This window comes from Pseudomonadota bacterium (assembly GCA_039193195.1).
GTDB lineage: Bacteria > Pseudomonadota > Gammaproteobacteria > Steroidobacterales > JBCBZW01 > JBCBZW01.
The window spans coordinates 10875-27463 of record JBCCWS010000062.1 but is presented as its reverse complement, the minus strand read 5'-3'; the positions used below and the strand labels follow the sequence as shown (position 1 = coordinate 27463).

At 64.3% G+C, this 16589-nt stretch carries 7 protein-coding genes and 2 pseudogenes; 6 read left to right on the top strand and 3 right to left on the bottom strand.

All coding sequences use genetic code 11. The features are described 5' to 3' along the window. Positions 1-759: 759 nt before the first annotated feature. The 3 genes and pseudogenes from ltrA (at position 760) to AAGA68_25325 (ending at position 5263) form a co-directional block, all read left to right on the top strand. Positions 760-2022: pseudogene (gene ltrA, locus AAGA68_25335) on the top strand (group II intron reverse transcriptase/maturase). A gap of 447 nt (positions 2023-2469) precedes the next feature. Then, positions 2470-3933 carry an FRG domain-containing protein gene (locus AAGA68_25330; GenBank protein MEM9388397.1) on the top strand — a complete coding sequence of 488 codons (1464 nt, stop codon included), beginning with the start codon at positions 2470-2472 and terminating at the stop codon, positions 3931-3933. A 699-nt stretch (positions 3934-4632) separates the two neighbouring features. Next, positions 4633-5263: pseudogene (locus AAGA68_25325) on the top strand (transposase). A 329-nt stretch (positions 5264-5592) separates the two neighbouring features. Here AAGA68_25325 and AAGA68_25320 read toward each other — a convergent pair. Continuing rightward, positions 5593-6207: a hypothetical protein gene (locus AAGA68_25320; GenBank protein ID MEM9388396.1), complete on the bottom strand. Its 615-nt coding sequence runs from the start codon at positions 6205-6207 to the stop codon at positions 5593-5595. 203 nt (positions 6208-6410) lie between these two features. Next, entirely contained in the window at positions 6411-7607 is a 1197-nt protein-coding gene (locus tag AAGA68_25315) for a hypothetical protein (protein MEM9388395.1), read from the bottom strand. Positions 7608-7877: 270 nt separating this feature from the next. Here AAGA68_25315 and AAGA68_25310 point away from each other — a divergent pair, with 270 nt between their 5' ends. After that, positions 7878-8249: a metallophosphoesterase gene (locus AAGA68_25310; protein ID MEM9388394.1), complete on the top strand. Its 372-nt coding sequence runs from the start codon at positions 7878-7880 to the stop codon at positions 8247-8249. Positions 8250-8839: 590 nt separating this feature from the next. On the opposite strand, the gene AAGA68_25305 is transcribed toward AAGA68_25310, so the two are convergent. Continuing rightward, on the bottom strand, positions 8840-9565 hold the full coding sequence (locus tag AAGA68_25305; protein MEM9388393.1) for a DEAD/DEAH box helicase family protein: 726 nt from the start codon (positions 9563-9565) through the stop codon (positions 8840-8842). Positions 9566-10036: 471 nt separating this feature from the next. On the opposite strand from AAGA68_25305, the gene AAGA68_25300 reads away from it, so the two are divergent. Both AAGA68_25300 and AAGA68_25295 read left to right on the top strand, forming a co-directional pair. Further along, a complete protein-coding gene (locus AAGA68_25300; protein ID MEM9388392.1) occupies positions 10037-11257 on the top strand; it encodes a hypothetical protein in 1221 nt (406 codons plus the stop codon). A 141-nt stretch (positions 11258-11398) separates the two neighbouring features. Further along, positions 11399-16585 carry an alpha-2-macroglobulin gene (locus tag AAGA68_25295; protein MEM9388391.1) on the top strand — a complete coding sequence of 1729 codons (5187 nt, stop codon included), beginning with the start codon at positions 11399-11401 and terminating at the stop codon, positions 16583-16585. Positions 16586-16589: the final 4 nt, after the last annotated feature.

The window sequence follows — 16589 nt, the reverse complement described above, 5'->3', positions numbered from 1 at the left end:
GTCACCGTATCGTTCGCTTTGAGCGAGTTCTTCGACGGCCTGGCCGTACTGGCGATGGTTCGATCGAGCGCCTTGAGCTGCTGTAGAAGGAGTTGCAGGTTCAGCCTTAGGCTCCCTGTACAGCTGGTGATCGTCTGCTCCAGCCACCGATAGTGGGTCTTGGTCCACTGCGCTCCCCCCTCCCCCTGTCAGGATAGTTGCGTGTGCCGCAGCAATGCAGTTCGGACGAAAGGAGTTGTCCGTTCGGTATGAGAAGCTGCTGAAGTGATGGAGGATCCGACCCTCCGAAGTCTGCCTGCAGGGGCCGGCTTCAAACCACCCTCAAGCGGCATTGGCTGAAGACCGTTGTCGTGAGCGTTGAGGGAGAAGGCGGGCCCATGTGGCGCGTCAGGTAGGAATCGAGAAGGCGAGTGCAAGCGAACCATCGTCCAGGTGTCGAAACTGATAGATGACATCAAAACCGGGAGGCTCAACTACTCCCGGGACGAACCCATCGGAGAACCTGCTTACTGGGTGGGTGGTGTCCGGCATAGAGATGGCGCGAGCTCGATTCGGGCGCTTCAGCGGAACTGCGGGAACTCGGAACCGTGATGTGAAGGGAGAGAGTCAAGTGAAGCAAAGCGAGACTCAGAGTACCGATGCATGGTCCGAGGACGGACCGACTTGTAGTAGCGTGGAAGCACCTGTAATGGGTGTGGAGCAAAGGAGTCGGGTTGCTTCAGTCGAATCACAGGCCAACTCCCTGCGGAGGATGAACCGGTGACATCGGCAAAGCCCTTTGTGATTGCGAAACGCCTGGTATGGGAGGCATATCTGCGCGTGAAGGCCAATCGCGGAGCGGCTGGAATCGATGGTCAAACGATCGAGGACTTCGATCGCAACCGCAACAGAAACCTCTACCGGATCTGGAATCGGATGTCGTCGGGGAGTTACTTTCCACCGGCGGTCAAAGCAGTCCCGATCCCGAAGAAGACTGGTGGGGAGCGGATACTCGGCGTGCCGACGGTCAGCGACAGGATTGCGCAGACGGCCGTTAGCCTGGTGCTGGAGCCACTTCTGGAGCCTATCTTTCATGATGACTCCTACGGCTACCGGCCTGGAAAATCAGCCCACGATGCACTCGCGGTGACGCGCAAGCGTTGCTGGGAGCGAGATTGGGTGCTGGAGTACGACATCCGCGGCCTGTTCGACAACATCGATCACAGCCTGCTCCTCAAAGCCCTTCGTCATCACTGTGATGAGCGCTGGGTGTTGCTGTACGTGGAGCGCTGGCTAACTGCTCCGATGCAGTTTACGGACGAAACATCGCAGCCAAGAACGGTCGGAACGCCTCAGGGCGGACCGCTTTCGCCGGTTCTAGCGAATCTGTTTCTCCACTACGCATTGGACCACTGGTTGTCGGTGCACCACCCAGACACTCCCTTTTGCCGTTACGCTGACGACGGCATCTTGCACTGTCGAAGCGAAGTCGAGGCGAATCTGCTGCGCAACCAGCTAGAAGCTCGTCTTCGTGATTGCGGTCTACAGATGCACCCAGAGAAGACTCGGGTGGTTTATTGCAAGGATAGCAAGCGGACGGGAACATACGAGTACACGTCGTTCGACTTTCTCGGCTACACCTTTCGGCCGAGACGCATTAAGTGACGGGACGGGCGGATCCGGAGGGGTTTTACCCCGGCGGTTAGCCGCCAAGCCCTGACTTCGATGCGCCAGTCGATGCGACGGTGGCACCTCTCGCTGCGCAGTGAGTTGTCGCTGAGTGATCTCGCTCAGCTAATGGCTTCGCGCGTACGCGGATGGATGAGGTACTACTGTCGATTTCGGGGCTCGGAGTTCCAGCCTGTGGCAGATCACCTGGACAGGATCATCGTCCGATGGGCCATGAGGAAACACAAGCGCTTACGCGATCATCCAACCAGAGCGTTCAACTGGCTGGATCGTGTGAAGCGGAGACAACCCGATCTGTTCGTCCATTGGTGCGGACACGGGGCGTTCTCGGTTGAAGCAATGGGAGCCCGGTGAGTCGAGAGGCTCACGCCGGGTTCTGCGAGCAGCCGAGGGGGCAGTTCCCTCGGCTGACTCACCCCGGTGATTTGATTCTTTCCTTTTGAGCGGGGGGCGGAAGAGAGAGCATTCGATGCCCCGCTATTCCGAGCAGATCCGTGAGCAAGCTGTCCGCAAGATGATGCCACCGAATGCGAAGTCCGTGGCCGAGATCCATCGAGAAACAGGCATTTCCGAGGCAACCCTTTATGCTTGGCGTAACCGATACCGATCCGAGGGGAGAGTGGTGCCAGCCGATCCGTCCAATCCTGAGCAGTGGAGTGGCGAACGGAATCGGGGGACAACGGCGATGCGAATCCTGCCGTGGAATCGAGGTCAACAGAAAAGCGATGCGCAACTCAGCATGCTCCCGGGGAGCGCCGATACTAAGGATAGCCGCGACGAGCATTCACCATTGGGGGAGTGATGTCCGAAGAGTTTGACGAAGAAGCTGCCGCACGAGCAGCCGTCTCGAATTTTCTCCTCAGGACGTTCGAAGACGGGGGAGTATTCCGGCAGAGCGACGACTGGAAGTTAGGATTCGAACTCGTTGAGCGACTGGCCTCGCGCACAACGCTGGTCCGCGAGTCGGACGATGGGGAGTCTCGCGCAGGCGACTGGTACTCCCCAAGCTTTTGGCATGCATGCTGCTTCGTGCTCGTCATTTGGGTACACCTGAAGACAGCATCCGGCGAGGACTCGCAAATTCTCCTATTCCGGGGACAAACCAGCTGTTGGGACCCCGTTCCAACGGCGCTGCGGGAGCCCGTGGTGGACCCCGAGCGCAGTGGCGTAACCATGCTGAGTCGCGCCCTGCGCTCGCTCATTCACGACTGGCACGACCCTAACGTATTTCTCTACAGCCAATGGGCCATAACGACGCACTGCGCTGGCCTAGCTCAACACTACGGACTGCCCACAACGCTTCTTGACATCACGTTCGACCCAGTTGTCGCCCTCTATTTCGCTGGCCGACGGTCCAGTAGCGCAAAACCGGAGGAGCTCCGTCAGCCCGAATATCTCGATCACGGAGTCGTTTTCGTGCCGACGTTCCGAGACTTGTTCCGAGCGAGTCAGGACCCTGACGTTGGATTATCGCTTCGCTGCGAATTGTTGCCGCCTAGCTTCTGTCACCGTCTGTACCAGCAGTCAGGGATATTCTTGGAGTATCGCGACTCGAGGTTGGTACCCGGGTCCGACTCACCAGAGGCAAGCTTTCTTTCCTGCGCCGACCGGATTCTCTTTCCTAGAGCGTATCCAGAAGTGGAGGGTTTCAACGAGGTATTCTCCGAACACACTATGGCCGTGTGGGGATACGGCAAGGAAGTCCTCTCGCCGATGCTCGATAGGGATGGAGCAACTTTGGCCCGCGAATGGTACGCTGACGCTGCAGTGATTACCGCGCTAGTCAAAGCGGTCCGGGACGTTCTAGCGAGCGGGACCAGTGAGTGCCCTGAGCGCATGCTGGCTGAAGTACTGAAGCGACGTCAGCGGTACCTTCCCTTGCCCTGGGCCTACGACAGGGCTGCTAGCATCGGAAAAAGGATGCTGCAGTTTGCCCAGAACATGGCGACATCGTTGGACTTGTTGAGGACGATTAGCCGAAAGAAATTCAATGGTACGCCGATCCTGGACTCGTTGGTTGTGCGTTCGTTCGGCAGGCCGAACGCCAAGCTTTTCGTTGGCAGTCGATCAATTGTGGACAAGGTTCGGGTGTATGGTCTGCCAGAGACCGTCGATGAGCTATTTCGAGACGGCGAATTGGAAGGCTGGTTCCCCACGACAGTCTTGTCCAACGAAGAGGAAAGCGCTCTGGAGAGGTTCATCCCTTGCGCGGAAGTCGACGGAGGCGAGGGGGTGCAGTTCTTTCCGGATGGGCTTTCAGGGTGACTAGCCGCACTGACAGCACCGCAGAGTGAGTTAGTTGAAGTAACCCTCCGCCTCGCGAGCAGTGGGAACTGCACCGAGACAGGGATGGCGGTCGATTCGTTAGGGTCGAATCGTCTATAGCCGGCAATTCCAGGACTCTACCGATCGCCCGCTCTTCCGAGGTCCGGATTTCCGAGCTGCTGCGGCTGTCGTGTTGGTTCCACACGATCCCATCATCGGCTTACTAAGGCGAACGTCAGTAAAGCCTCATGATACCGGCTATTGCATCGGTCATCGCCGTTCAGGTCGCGGAGCACGGACAACACGTGTAGGTGGCCAGCGTCGACGACGAGGAGGTGTGCAAGTACGACGCGACCACAAACCGCAAGTGGCGCCTGAGGCTGGGCGTCGCGCCCGCGCGGATGGCCTTCGAGCCATCGACCGACCTGCTGTGGGTAAGTCTCACGCAAGCGGCCGAGGTGGTCGTCGTCGACACGACGGTGCGCCGAGTCGTGGCGACGATCCCGGTTGCCCAGGCACCACTGACGATTCGCTTCTCGCCGGATGGCGCGCTCGCCTACGTAGCCCAACGCGCCTCCCCGAGTCTTCCACCATCATCGACACTGCCACGCGCACGGTCGTCGAGACGGTCGCCCTCGGCTACGGCGTGGCCGACATGGACATCAGCGCGGACGGCACGCTCCTCTATCTCGTGCATAGCTGGATGGCGTCTACGTCGCGGACCGCCAGGGTGGTCCGCGCTTCGTGTCGGTGTCGGCGCCGACTTCGGCGGAGTTGCAGCAGCTGCTGGAACGCATCGTCGAGCGCGTTGGACGGCACCTGGAGCGTCGCGGACTGCTGGAGCGAGAGTAGGACCAGGCATGGCTGAGCGCAAACGGCGAGGGGAGTCCGCTGGATGGGCTGCTGGGCGCATCGATCACGTACCGCATAGCGGTGGGGCCGCAGCGTGGTGAGAAGGCGTTCATGTTGCGCACGCTGCCCGCGGCGGACGAGGAGTGGGCGGCGAGCGATCGAGTTGCTCGGGTGAGCGGATTCTCGCTGCACGCAGGGGTGGCGGCGCGGGCGGATCAGCGTTGGGCGCCGGTACATCGCGCGGCCGTCGTTAGCGGAGCCGAGGCTGTCGCTGACCGAGCGGCGAGAGGTTCGGTACACGCTGAGAACGCCCTACCGCGATGGCACGACGCACGTGGTGTTTGATCCGCTGGACTTTTTGGCGCGCCTGGCGTCGCTGGTGCCGCGCCCGCGGGTGAACCTCACGCGGTTCCATGGAGTGTTGGCGCCAAATGCGAAGTGGCGTGGTGCGGTGACGCCCTCGGGTCGCGGGCGTGGCGGTGGCAGGGCAGGGCAGGGTCAGCGTGCTGGACATGCAGTTTAGGCGTGTGGGCCGTCGGCGTAGGCGGCGGCGCTACCGGCTCCGCGGAAGGGGTGTCGGCGGGCCTAAGGGGGCGTGGGTTACTTTGAGGAGGGCGTTTATCCTTCCTATCCTTGTTTTCCTACAAGCCCTATCCCTTCCCGATCTACACCGATGACCTAGATCGCTACCCGGCAGCGACCCCACCTGCCGGCACGGTAAATCGCCATGGCGAAATCGAGCACATCGGCGAAGGCGTCTTCGCCACACATTGGTTGTCGATGCCGATGGCCCGGTGTGGCATTTCGTCACGGCCGGTGATCCGTCCAGAGGGATGATTCTGTTTGTGCACGGCTACCCGGACACGTGGTACGCCACCGCAGCGAGCCGTCAGCACCGATGGCGATGACCACGTGCCGGTAGTCTGAGATGGCGCTCAGCAACAGTTGGCTACCGGAAGTCACGAGGCTAGCCTCCCCTAAACTCAGGCGCCACGTACCAAGTAGGCGCTGGCGCCACACGGGGCGGCCGATGGCGTCGACCCGCATCAACCACAGCGTTGAGGTGTCGCGCTCTGGTCCCGCCTCCGTACGCAGACTGGCCACCATGACCAGAGAACCATCCGCCAGCTCAGTCACCGCATTCCCCTCAAAGCTCACGAAGTTGTTCACTTCAGCGACACCGCGAGGGCGGAAATCGAAGGTGCCGGGGTCGGACAACGTCAGGCTTTCGAACTGCAAATCGGGCGCAACCGCCCCCAGGCTGACGCTCTGGCTGTCGCTGTAGTGCCGAAACATGACCTCCAAGGGCGCTGCGTCATTTCCCGTGAGCCGAATGTCCGTTGGATAGTCGGTGGCACGCGGCAACCCGTCGCTGGAACGCTCGATGAATAGGCGCTCGTTGAGGATGCTCGCCGTGCGCATGCTGATGAGTACCAAGCCGCCTTGCGGCAGGGAGTACGGTTCGCCATCCAGCTTGACGCGAGGCGCTGCGCCGGCGGCAAGGATGACGCAGGGGTATCCGGGGATACCGCAAGTCGCGTTTACGGCTCGAAGGTACGCGAGGCTTGGCAGGGTCTTGTCCAGGCGCTCTTCACCGCTGAGAAAGACCTCGGGAAACTATCCTTCTAGTCTTCCTCGGCGACGAATCCCTCAAGGGTTACCGGCTCCGGGCGCGTCAGACACTCCGGGGGGCCGGTCCCCCATCCCGCCAGCACGTCGGTCAGGGCCTGGGCCTCGCCTACCGTTTGCATGTGGGCGACGTACTCGAGAAACAGGTCACGGTCCCAGATGATGCGCTGATGGAACACCGCCTGCGTGATCGGCTCACCGTCATCAAAAGCCCCTGCCATGGGGTGCTTCCACGGCTCCTTGGGCTCACCCGGTGCTGTATCCCCCAGGACCGACGAGGCAAGCAACTGCACTGCCCGTCCCGCCTGTTGGCTGAGCATGCTCTTGCCATGGCGCTCCAGCCGTTGCCCGTAGGCCCGACACGCCGCATGCATGGACGCTGGCGCCTCCTGCGTGCAAGGCCCCGGCAGCAGGGGCACGGTACTTGGCTCCAAGGCAGCCAGGATGAAGGCCGTTGTGGAGCGCATGGGGTAGCTGATGCCCACAGCGGCCATGGCCCGTTCCGTCACCAGCACGCGTTCGGTGTAGTAGTCGCGATAGCTGGGCGCCACCGCGCCCTGCTCCATCGCCTGGAACGCACACTGTTCATCGCCGCGCAGACCACAGCTGGCCGCCACCAGGGCCCAGCTCTGGCCGTTATCGCTATCGAATGCGATGAGCTTGCCCTCGAGGTCCGGCAGGTCGCAGCCGGGCGCGTCCGGATTACGCAGGCACACGTGCATCAGCGTCGTCAGGTACATGGGATTAGTGCTGTCGACGGCAAGGGCCCGCTGCAGCAGCTCCACGCGCCGCGCAGGCGTCAGCTGGTCATGCACCCTGGACTGATCCGCATAGGAGGCCACGTACAGGAGTTCCGGATCTTCGCTCTCTGCCAGCTTGTCCGGCCATGTGTCGAGGTCATCGGAAATCGTGTCCTGCACGGAGGCCAGGAAGGCCACGCTGCGCGCGGCTAGCTTGCTGACGCGCCTCTGCAAGGTCTTGGCATCCTCGCAACGGCCATCAGCAGCCTCCGAGGGCACTGGGGCGGTGCCGTCGCTTGGTCGCGAGCCATCACCCTGCACCACGGAGACCACGGTCCCTTCAGTTGTAGACAGCCGCGAGTCTTCCCCACGCCACCAGAGCGCCAGAAGCACAAAGAACACCGTGAGAATCAGCAACAAGGGCGTGCGCAAAATGCGTGGGTCCTCCGCCATGGGAACACTGAGCTCACGGACGCCTAAGACCCCAATAGCTCACCGTAACGACTATACGCCGACGCCGCGGGTGGACGCAGGCCCGTCCAACCCGTGAGGCTTACGGCGCAAGCCCTTTCGCGAGCTAACCGAAGGACATCGCTTGAGATTTCGCTCCCGTGGCGCCAACGCGCGCCGCTGACAGCACTAATCGCGATCGCCCCCTGCCTCCTGGGCGCCACCGGGCATGCGGACGAAGCGCAGCAGTGGCGCTGGGAGAACGCCGAGCGCGTGATCGCATTTGGTGACGTGCACGGCGACTACGAAGCCCTCCACCGCCTGCTTAGCTTCGCCGAAGTCATCGACGGCGACGATCGCTGGATCGCCGGTAGCAAGCACCTGGTGAGCGTGGGCGACCTCCTGGATCGCGGCCCAGACTCGCGACGCGTCATGGATCTGCTGATGGGGTTGGAGACGCAGGCGCAAGCCGCTGGCGGACCCGTGCACGTACTCATCGGTAACCACGAGCAGATGAACCTCACGGGCGATCTGCGCTATGTGGCGAAAGAGGAATTCGCCGCCTTCGCGGGGCCGAGGATGACGCCTTACGCGAGGCCGCCGCCGCTACCGCTCGGGCGGAAGGTCTCAGCGACAAGGTGGTGAGCGGGCGGCCGCCAGGCTTCTTCGCCCATCGCGCGGCCTTTGCGCCGGACGGCCACTAAGGTCGCTGGCTGCTCTCGCCGAATATCGTGGCGGTCATCAACGACACGGCTTTTCTCCATGGCGGCCTGCATCCGCAGGCCATGCCGGCAAGCCAGTGGGTGGTCGCTCAGCGCGCGGCCCTGCGCGAAGCGGCGAGGCTGCGGGCAGCACCCGCCCTGCAACGTCCGGACCTCCTTGATCGCGACGTGACAACCTCGGCACACCTGACGCTGTCGCTAGCCTGCCGCGGCCAGTCGCCAGGGCCCTGGGCGATCCCCTGCGCCGCATCGCCGAAGCGTCCGCATTTTCGAGCACGGGCCCCCTCTGGTATCGGGGCAACGCGGCCAGCCGTGGGCCCTGCCAATCGAGGGCGGCCAGCCCCTGCGCGTGCTCTCCCCAGACGGGGGCCAGGAACGAGTAGTGGACCTCGCGCTTCAACAGCGTTTCGGCCGTTCGGCGGGTCTGCCTCCTGCAGGTCCAGCAGTCCCATCAGGTGTGTCGTCAAGGCATGTTGCTTGTGCGCGAGGTACACCAGGAGCGCGATGGCACCTTCAGGCCTGGCCAAAATCTCGTCTTCGGTAGCCGTATCCCCAGTGATCCAAGCGTGCTGCCGTACGGCACGCTCCAGCGTGGCGTCCGAGCAACTCCGTCACGGTCCGTCGGACGTTGCATTGGTACTCCTCGACGTATGTCCTTTCGTACTCCGTAGGTACCACGGTCCACACGAAGTCCTGATGGGGGCACAGGGTCTTGGCCTTGACCAGCTCCGGGACGGAGATCTCCTCGTCGATGGCACCACACAAGGCTTCGTAGCGCTTCCATTCGCCTGGGTTAGCGTCGTACGGCGGAGTGGCCGAGAGCGACACGACGGTCATCCCCTCGATGGCCGCGACTACCTTGCTCGGCGCCTTCCACCACTGGGCGCGCAGGTGATGAGCCTCGTCGAGGATCAGCACCTTGGTGCCAGCGCCCTTCAGTGCCGTGATCAGCGTCGACACTTCCTGCTCATCGATAGGCATCGTCTGGATCTCAGTCTCTTCCGCGGCAGCTACCTCATCGTCCGTCACGGCTTCGCGAAGTGCATCGCGATACTTCGTGTGCAGAGCCTGGTACGTGATGGATGTCAAAAACGCCGGCTCGTCCAGGGATCGACTGGGCCAGGGCGCTGGCGTTGACGCCTCCTCCGGCAGGAAGTCACGCAAGCGCTCGATCCACTGATTCCTGATCACTCTCGTGGACGAGAGCACCAAGGTCGGGCGATCGAGGTGCCTGAATATCTCCAGACCGAGGGTGGTCTTGCCGGACCCAGGAGCGGCGGACGATGTGGAGGCGGTGATCGGCGAGATACAGGCCAATGGAATCGAGCACGCGCGTCTGGTACGCACGCCAGGGGTAGCGAAAGCGCAGTGATTGCGTGGGATGACTGCTCACAGCGCCTTGAGATCCACGGCCGGTACGCAAGCGGCATTACATGGGGAAATTTGCCCGCCCTGTCGAGTTCGTGTCAGCTGCCGGTGAGCAATCCCAAGCGACGGGACCGCGCCACCTGCTTTGGCGGTGCTGCGCGGGACAACGGTCGCGAGGTTGATCAAGCAGTCATTGTTCAAGTCGGCGTCGCCGTTTCTGCCATTCGTGGCTCAATACCTGGCGGAGTTCCGCAGCATGGATGTCCATACCTTTTCTGTCCACCGTCTATGGCAACAGCGAGCGCGTGTTCTGGGAGCGCTCGAGCGGGACGCTGCCGCGTGATGGGCATGCGGTGCCTCGGCCAGCGTCTGGTGCTGGCAGCCCTGAGCGGCCTTTTGCTATGCGTAGCGTCTGTACAGGCACGCACACAGATCGACGTGATGGTTGCGATCACGGAGGACGCCGCGGACAAAGTCGATGGTGATGCCCTGGCCGAGCAGATCATCGCGGAACTGAACGAACGGCTGCATTCGCTCGCTCCCGATGCGCAGTGGGGCGTGGTGCTGGCGGGTGGCAGGCCCGTGGTGGTGGCGCTGGCGTCGCCCGGCGGCCCCGGCAGCACGCAATGCCACCTCCAGGCAGCAGCGGCCGCCGCCGACTACGAAAAGCGCTTGCCCCTCGCCGGTGGCAACAAGACCTTGTCGCAAGCGCGCTATGAGGCGAAAGCGGACGTCTTGCTGCTGGTGACCGATCAAGGCGCCACGGGGCCCTCTCCATCGGGTCAGATCACCTTAGCGCTCATGGCCGAGCAAGCGGGCCGTGACGCTCAACTGTCTGTCGCCGCCGTGGGGCATGAGGACGCCAAGCGAGGCGGAGGCCGCGAAGCGCTGCTGTCCATGTTTCTCAAGGCCGGCGATGCGGCCAAGTACCTACCGCGCACCTATCGATCCCTGGCGGCGGTCCTAGACGGGCTGCCCGCCGATACCACCGATACATTCCGCGCGGCTTTGGAGCAGGCCAAGGCCGCGCCTACACGGACGGATTTCCTCAGGTTACGCGCGCTGTCTACGCGCGCCGAGGGCTACAGCCCCCTGCGCCACGTGCACCCCGCCTACGCAGAAGCGCTGGGGGAAGCTGCCGATGCCTTGCGTGAGCAGGACCATGGGGCCGCCAAGGCAGCCTGTGAGCGAGTGCTGGCGATCGACTACCTCGACATCCAGGGGCACTACTACTGCGCCCGGGCTGCTGAGGGCGCGGGCGACGACGCTGGGCAGCAGCTCCATGACGGGTTCGGCCGTGGCTTGCTCCGCTCCATGTACGCTACCGGCGACGGTAGATGTCAGGCGACGGCCATCGAGGCCGTGTCCATCGCCGAGGAGCGTGCCCTGATCGCCTTATCGGGTTACAAGCGCGGCACGAGCCAAGCGCTGCGTAGCGAGGGTAACTTGACCGACGCGATTCAAGCGCAGCCCTACGGCGAGGGCGACGCACGACTGTTCTACTTCAACATGAACATCGCCAACGCCTTCTACCAGACCAAGAAAGGGGCAGGGAAGCCGTAGTTAGCTGAACCGATGGGTGCTTCTCGAAGTACGCCGTCAGGTGGCGCGCGAATCTAGTCCGGCTCCAAGGTGGTAGCCTGGGGCCATCGACACAGCCTTGCCGTTGACGACAAGCTGGCGGCCCTTCACTGGAGTATGCGCATGACCTGCCGCCCCTTCCCGTGGCCCCTACTCAAAAGAGCCCTGCACACGTCTGCAGCCGTTCTGCTGATCGCGTTGCTCGGCACCGGCGACGCTCACAGCCAAAGCGCCGTGCCGCCCGAGGAGCTCGACCTGCCCACGGACGCCGCCCATGCGCAAGCGGCCCTGATGGCCGAGCTCGAGGCCATTCACGAGCGTCTCGAGCGAGCCGAACTGATCAAGGCGAAGGCTAGCCTTCAGGAGTTGAAGCTTCTCGGCGAAGAGCACCCAGATCGCTTGCGGCGCCGCTATCAGCTCGAACTGAATGCCTACGATAGGCCCTGGGACGCGGGAGCGTGGCTGGCGTTGCATGACCGGCGCCAGAACAATCGCGCACAGGATGATGCCCTGGGCGCAGCCTGGCATCTCTACACGATTGCCGAGTCCACGCAGGCGCGTGCCACTGCGCTCCTGCGCCTGGCAGATCGCTACGCCGATCGCAGTCGTCGGGACACGGCGAGGGAAGTGGCGGCGATCGCCCTGACCCTCGACGACTCCGCACCCGTGCGCGATGCCTGGGAGGCGCTCGAGGAGCGCCTGCGCTTGCGCATCATGAGCATCAACGCGGAGGCGGAGCAGGCCCTGCCGCGCGTGTGCCTGCGCCTGTCGCGATCCTTGGCCGCCGTGCAGCCGATTCCGCTCAGCGACCTGGTCGAGATCGCCCCCGCGCCCGATGCACTGGTGACCGTGCAGGGAGAGCAGCTATGCATTGCGGGCCTCGCTCACGGCACACAATACGCCCTCACCTTGCACAAGGGGCTGACCGCCGGTGATGGGGAGGTCTTGGAGAAACCGCTTCAACGCACCGTCGAGGTGCCCCATCGCCAGCCTTCCGTGGCCTTCTCGCCTGGCGCCTATGTGTTGCCACGGCCGGCGGATGCACTGATTCCCGTTCGCACCGTCAACCTGGACGAGGTGCCACTGGAACTCTTTCGTGTCGACGATCGCAACCTGGTGCACCGGGATTTGCGGTCGCTGCTACGCCAACCCCTCTCGCGTTGGCATCGGGCACGCCTGGAAGGTGAGTTAGGAAGCTCCCTGTGGCAGGGCACGCTCGAGGTGCAGTCCGTGGCGGACCGCGAGGTCATCACCAACCTCCCTGTGGAGCAGCTGCTGGCGCAGGAGGGAGAGGGCATCTACGTGTTGTCCGCGCCTCTGGCCAACGACTACAGCCTCGCGGCCACCCAGTGGCTGGTGGTCTCCGACATCGGCCTGACCACCTTCTCCGCGAGTGACGGTTTGCATGTGTTCGCCCGCTCCCTGGCGGACACGCTACCCCGGGCGAAGGTGGAACTCACGCTCGTCGCCAGCAACAACCGTGTCCTTGGCACGGTGACCACCGATGACCAGGGCTACGCGCGCTTCGCGCCGGGCCTCTCGGCGGGCAAGGGGGGTGATGGGCCGGCGCTACTCACCGCACGTGATGGCAGCGACTACAACTTCCTCCCCCTGACCGGGGCGGCCCTCGACCTCTCCGAGCGAGGCGTGAGCGGTCGACCGGCACCTGGCCCCGCCGATGCCTTTCTGTACACGGAACGCGGCATCTACCGCCCCGGCGAGACCGTGGAGCTGAGTCTGTTGCTGCGGGATCCTCGTGCGATGGCACTGGCTGACCTGCCGCTCACCCTGCGCGTCACCAAACCCGGCGGCCTGGTGGTGCTGGAGAAGGTGCTGACGAGTGATGCCCTGGGCGCCGCTCACCTATCGATCCCTATCGCTACTACGGCGAATACTGGTCAGTGGGAAGTAACGGCTCGCCTGGATCCTGACGGCATGGCTGTCGGCAGTACCAGCTTCCAGGTGGAGGACTTCGTGCCGCCGCGCATCGAGGTGGAGGCGTCGATTTCTGCGCCACGTCTGCAGGCGGGCGGCGGGGGTGCCGTGAGCGTGGCGGCCAACTACTACTACGGCGCGCCGGCGGCCGATCGCCCCGTGCAGGTGCAGCTGCTGATCGAGGCGGACCCGACACCCTTTGACGGCTATGAGGCGTTCAGCTTTGGTCGCGAGGAGCTGGAGTTCTCCCCCGTGCTGCAAAGCCTGCCGGCGGCGCGTACCGATGCGAAGGGAGAGGCCGAACTTCAGTTGCCGCTCCCGGCCATCGCCGATCGCAGCCAGCCCCTGCGCCTGCGCGCGACCGCCGCCGTCGACGACGTGGGCGGGCGCGCGGTGTACGAGACCGTGACGGCGGCCATCGACACGCACGAACGCTACGTGGGCCTACGAACACTGTTCGGCGACAGCGTGTCAGAGGGCGAGGCCGCCACCTTCGAGTTGGTGGCCTTGAGTCCAGAGGCAACACCCGTATCCCAGGCACCCTTGCGCTGGCGCTTCGTGCGCGAGCGCCACAACTACCTGTGGTACAGCAGCGGTGGCCGCTGGCAATGGCGCGCGAACGTCATCGACGAGCCGGTGGTGAGTGGGGAAGGCGTTGCCGACAGCGAGGGGCGCCTCGCCCTGGAAAGACGCTTGCCGCCGGGGCGCTACCGCCTGGATGTCTTCGACGGGGGAGGCACGGCCTCTGCCTCGCGACGCTTCAACGTGGGTTGGTGGCGCGGCGCCGCGGTGGCGAACGTGCCCGATGCCCTGGACCTGACCCTGCGCCCGCCGGCGGACGGCAACAGCACGCAACGTACGGCCTTCATCGATGCGCCGTTTGCCGGCCGCGCCTTGGTTACCCTTGGCAATGAGCGTTTGCATCGAAGCTTCGAGGTGGAGCTGCCCGAGGCAGGGCGCGAGATCACCTTCGACATCGATCCCGCCTGGAGTCCCGGCCTGTACCTCATGGTCACCGCGTTTCGTCCCGGCGCGGGTGAGCCCTCACCGCTGCCGACACGCGCTACGGGCCTTGCCTGGGTGGAGGTGGGGGTGGCGCAACGCAGGCTGGCAGTGACCCTCAGTCCTCCCCCGGAAACGCGGCCGCGCGGTCCTGTGACGATTCCCGTTTCCGTGGATCTTCCGTCGGGTATCGGCGAGCGGATGGTGGGCATGACCGTGGCGGCAGTGGATGCCGGCGTTCTCGCCCTCACCCGCTTCCCCACGCCAGATCCAGCTAAGCATTACTTTGGGCAGCGCGCCCTGGGCGGTGACGTACGGGATGTCTACGGTGACCTCATTGCGCCCCTGGACGGTCCCCTGGGCGCAGTGCGTTCCGGTGGCGACAGCGCTGAGGACAACCTCGGTAGCCTGGCCGTGCGCAGCTCGCGCGTGGTGGCCCTGTACCACCGGGATGTGCTCCTCGACGAGCAGGGGCGCGGCACCATCACCCTGGACTTACCCGACTTCAACGGCCGCCTACGCCTGATGGCCGTGGCCTGGACCGATCGCTCCCTGGGGGCGAGCGACGCGCCCCTGTTGGTGCGGGATCCCGTGGTGGCCGAGCTGGTGCTGCCACGATTCCTTGCGCCGGGAGATAGGGCAGATGCACGCCTGGACTTGCGCAATCCCGGAGATGCGCCGATGACCTTCGGCCTCGCCATCGAGGCTGCGGGCCCCGTGGCGGTGGAACTGGCGGCGGAGGACATCACGCTGGCGCCCGGGGCAGGGCGGGTGCTACCGGTACGCGTGACGGCACAGGAGCCGGGCGTTGCTGATCTCGCCGTGAAGATCGATCTGGCCGGTGGCAACGCGCTCAAGCGCGAGTACGCGCTAGCCGTGCGGCCCGCGTCGCCGAACATCACGGCGCGAGCGCTTACGTCCGTCGATCCCGGTGAAGTGTTGACCGTGGACGGAGACCTCGCCGCGGACTTCCACCCCGGCGCCTACGTAAGTTGGCTGGCGACGAACGGGGTTTCCGTGGATGTGCCCGGGCTGCTGGCCGAACTCGATGGCTACCCCTACCGCTGCACGGAGCAGACCATCAGCCGCGCCCTGCCGCACTTGCAGTCCGATGCGCACTTCAACGACGTGACCACGGCGATCGCGCAGGTGCTGGATCGCCAGCGCTACGACGGCCGCTTCGGTCTGTGGTCTCTCGGCGATGGCCAGGGTCTTTGGATTACGGCCTACGCCTATGAGTTCCTATCGCTGGCGGCAGAGCAAGGTCACGACGTGCCGAGCGCCGCCCTGCGCCTGGCGGAGCGCGCCCTCGGCGAGATGGTGGACGGTGCGGCACCGCCTTACGCCGCTGCCTACGCAGCCTACGCGCTGGCGCGTACGGGCAAGGTGGCGCCCGCCGTCGTGCGACGCTTCGCCCTGACCCACGGGAACTCGCTCCCCACACGCATTGCGACAGCGCACACGGCGGCAGCCCTGGCGTTGGTCGGTGATCGCGAGCCGTCTGATCGCCTCTTCGAGCGCGCCCTGCGCCAGACACGTACCAATATCACCAATCTCGAGGACTATGGCTCCGATCGACGCGATGCCGCCGCCATGCTCACGCTCATGGCGCGTCACACAGATCTCGGTGTGCGCGGCGCGGCCTTGAGCGAAGCGTTGGAACGGGCCCTCACCGCCAGCGATCCCCTCTACATGAGTACGCAGGAGCTCACCTGGTTGCTGTTGGCAGCAGAGCAACTGCAGGAAACGGCCGGGGAGCTGTCCCTGCGGGTGGATGGGCGGGAGCAGCGCGCACCGGAGGGTCGCCTTGGTCTCGCGAGCGGCAGGAGCCCGGTAAAGATGCCTAAGCAGATCGAAAACCTCGGCGATACGCAGGTGCGACTGATCCGTCGCGTGCGTGGCGCGCCCATCACCTCACCCGCGCCCCAGTCGGATGGCTACGCGATCCAGCGGCGCTGGTATGACGCTGATTCCGGCGAAACGGTCACCGCACAGACGGTGCAAAGCGGCCAGCGCCTCGTGGCCGTGATCGAGGGAGAATCGACGCGCGCTGCCAACGAGCAGCAGCTGCTCGTGGTGGATCTGTTGCCCGCCGGCTTTGAGATCGAGAACGATGCCCTCGGCGGCACCTGGGCCCAGCTCCCCCTGGCGATAGGTCCCCTCAGCAACGTGGAGTACGCCAATGCCCTTGACGATCGCTACGTGGCTGCGCTGACGGTCAACGGCCCCGCGCGCTTCCGCTTGGCCTACCTGGTGCGGGCGACCACGGAGGGCGAATTCGCGATGCCAGGCGTGCAGGTGGAGGATATGTACGCGCCGCGCTTCCGCGCCATCGGCCCAGCACGACGCACGACGATCACGACAGCCCAGTGATCGC

Bases quoted from the DNA above. Each gene is read 5' to 3' on its own strand.
- AAGA68_25295 (MEM9388391.1), top strand. From the start codon at position 11,399: ATGACCTGCCGCCCCTTCCCGTGGCCCCTACTCAAAAGAGCCCTGCAC.
- AAGA68_25300 (MEM9388392.1), top strand. From the start codon at position 10,037: ATGGGCATGCGGTGCCTCGGCCAGCGTCTGGTGCTGGCAGCCCTGAGC.
- AAGA68_25330 (MEM9388397.1), top strand. From the start codon at position 2,470: ATGTCCGAAGAGTTTGACGAAGAAGCTGCCGCACGAGCAGCCGTCTCG.
- AAGA68_25320 (MEM9388396.1), bottom strand. From the start codon at position 6,207: ATGCGCACGGCGAGCATCCTCAACGAGCGCCTATTCATCGAGCGTTCC.
- AAGA68_25315 (MEM9388395.1), bottom strand. From the start codon at position 7,607: ATGGCGGAGGACCCACGCATTTTGCGCACGCCCTTGTTGCTGATTCTC.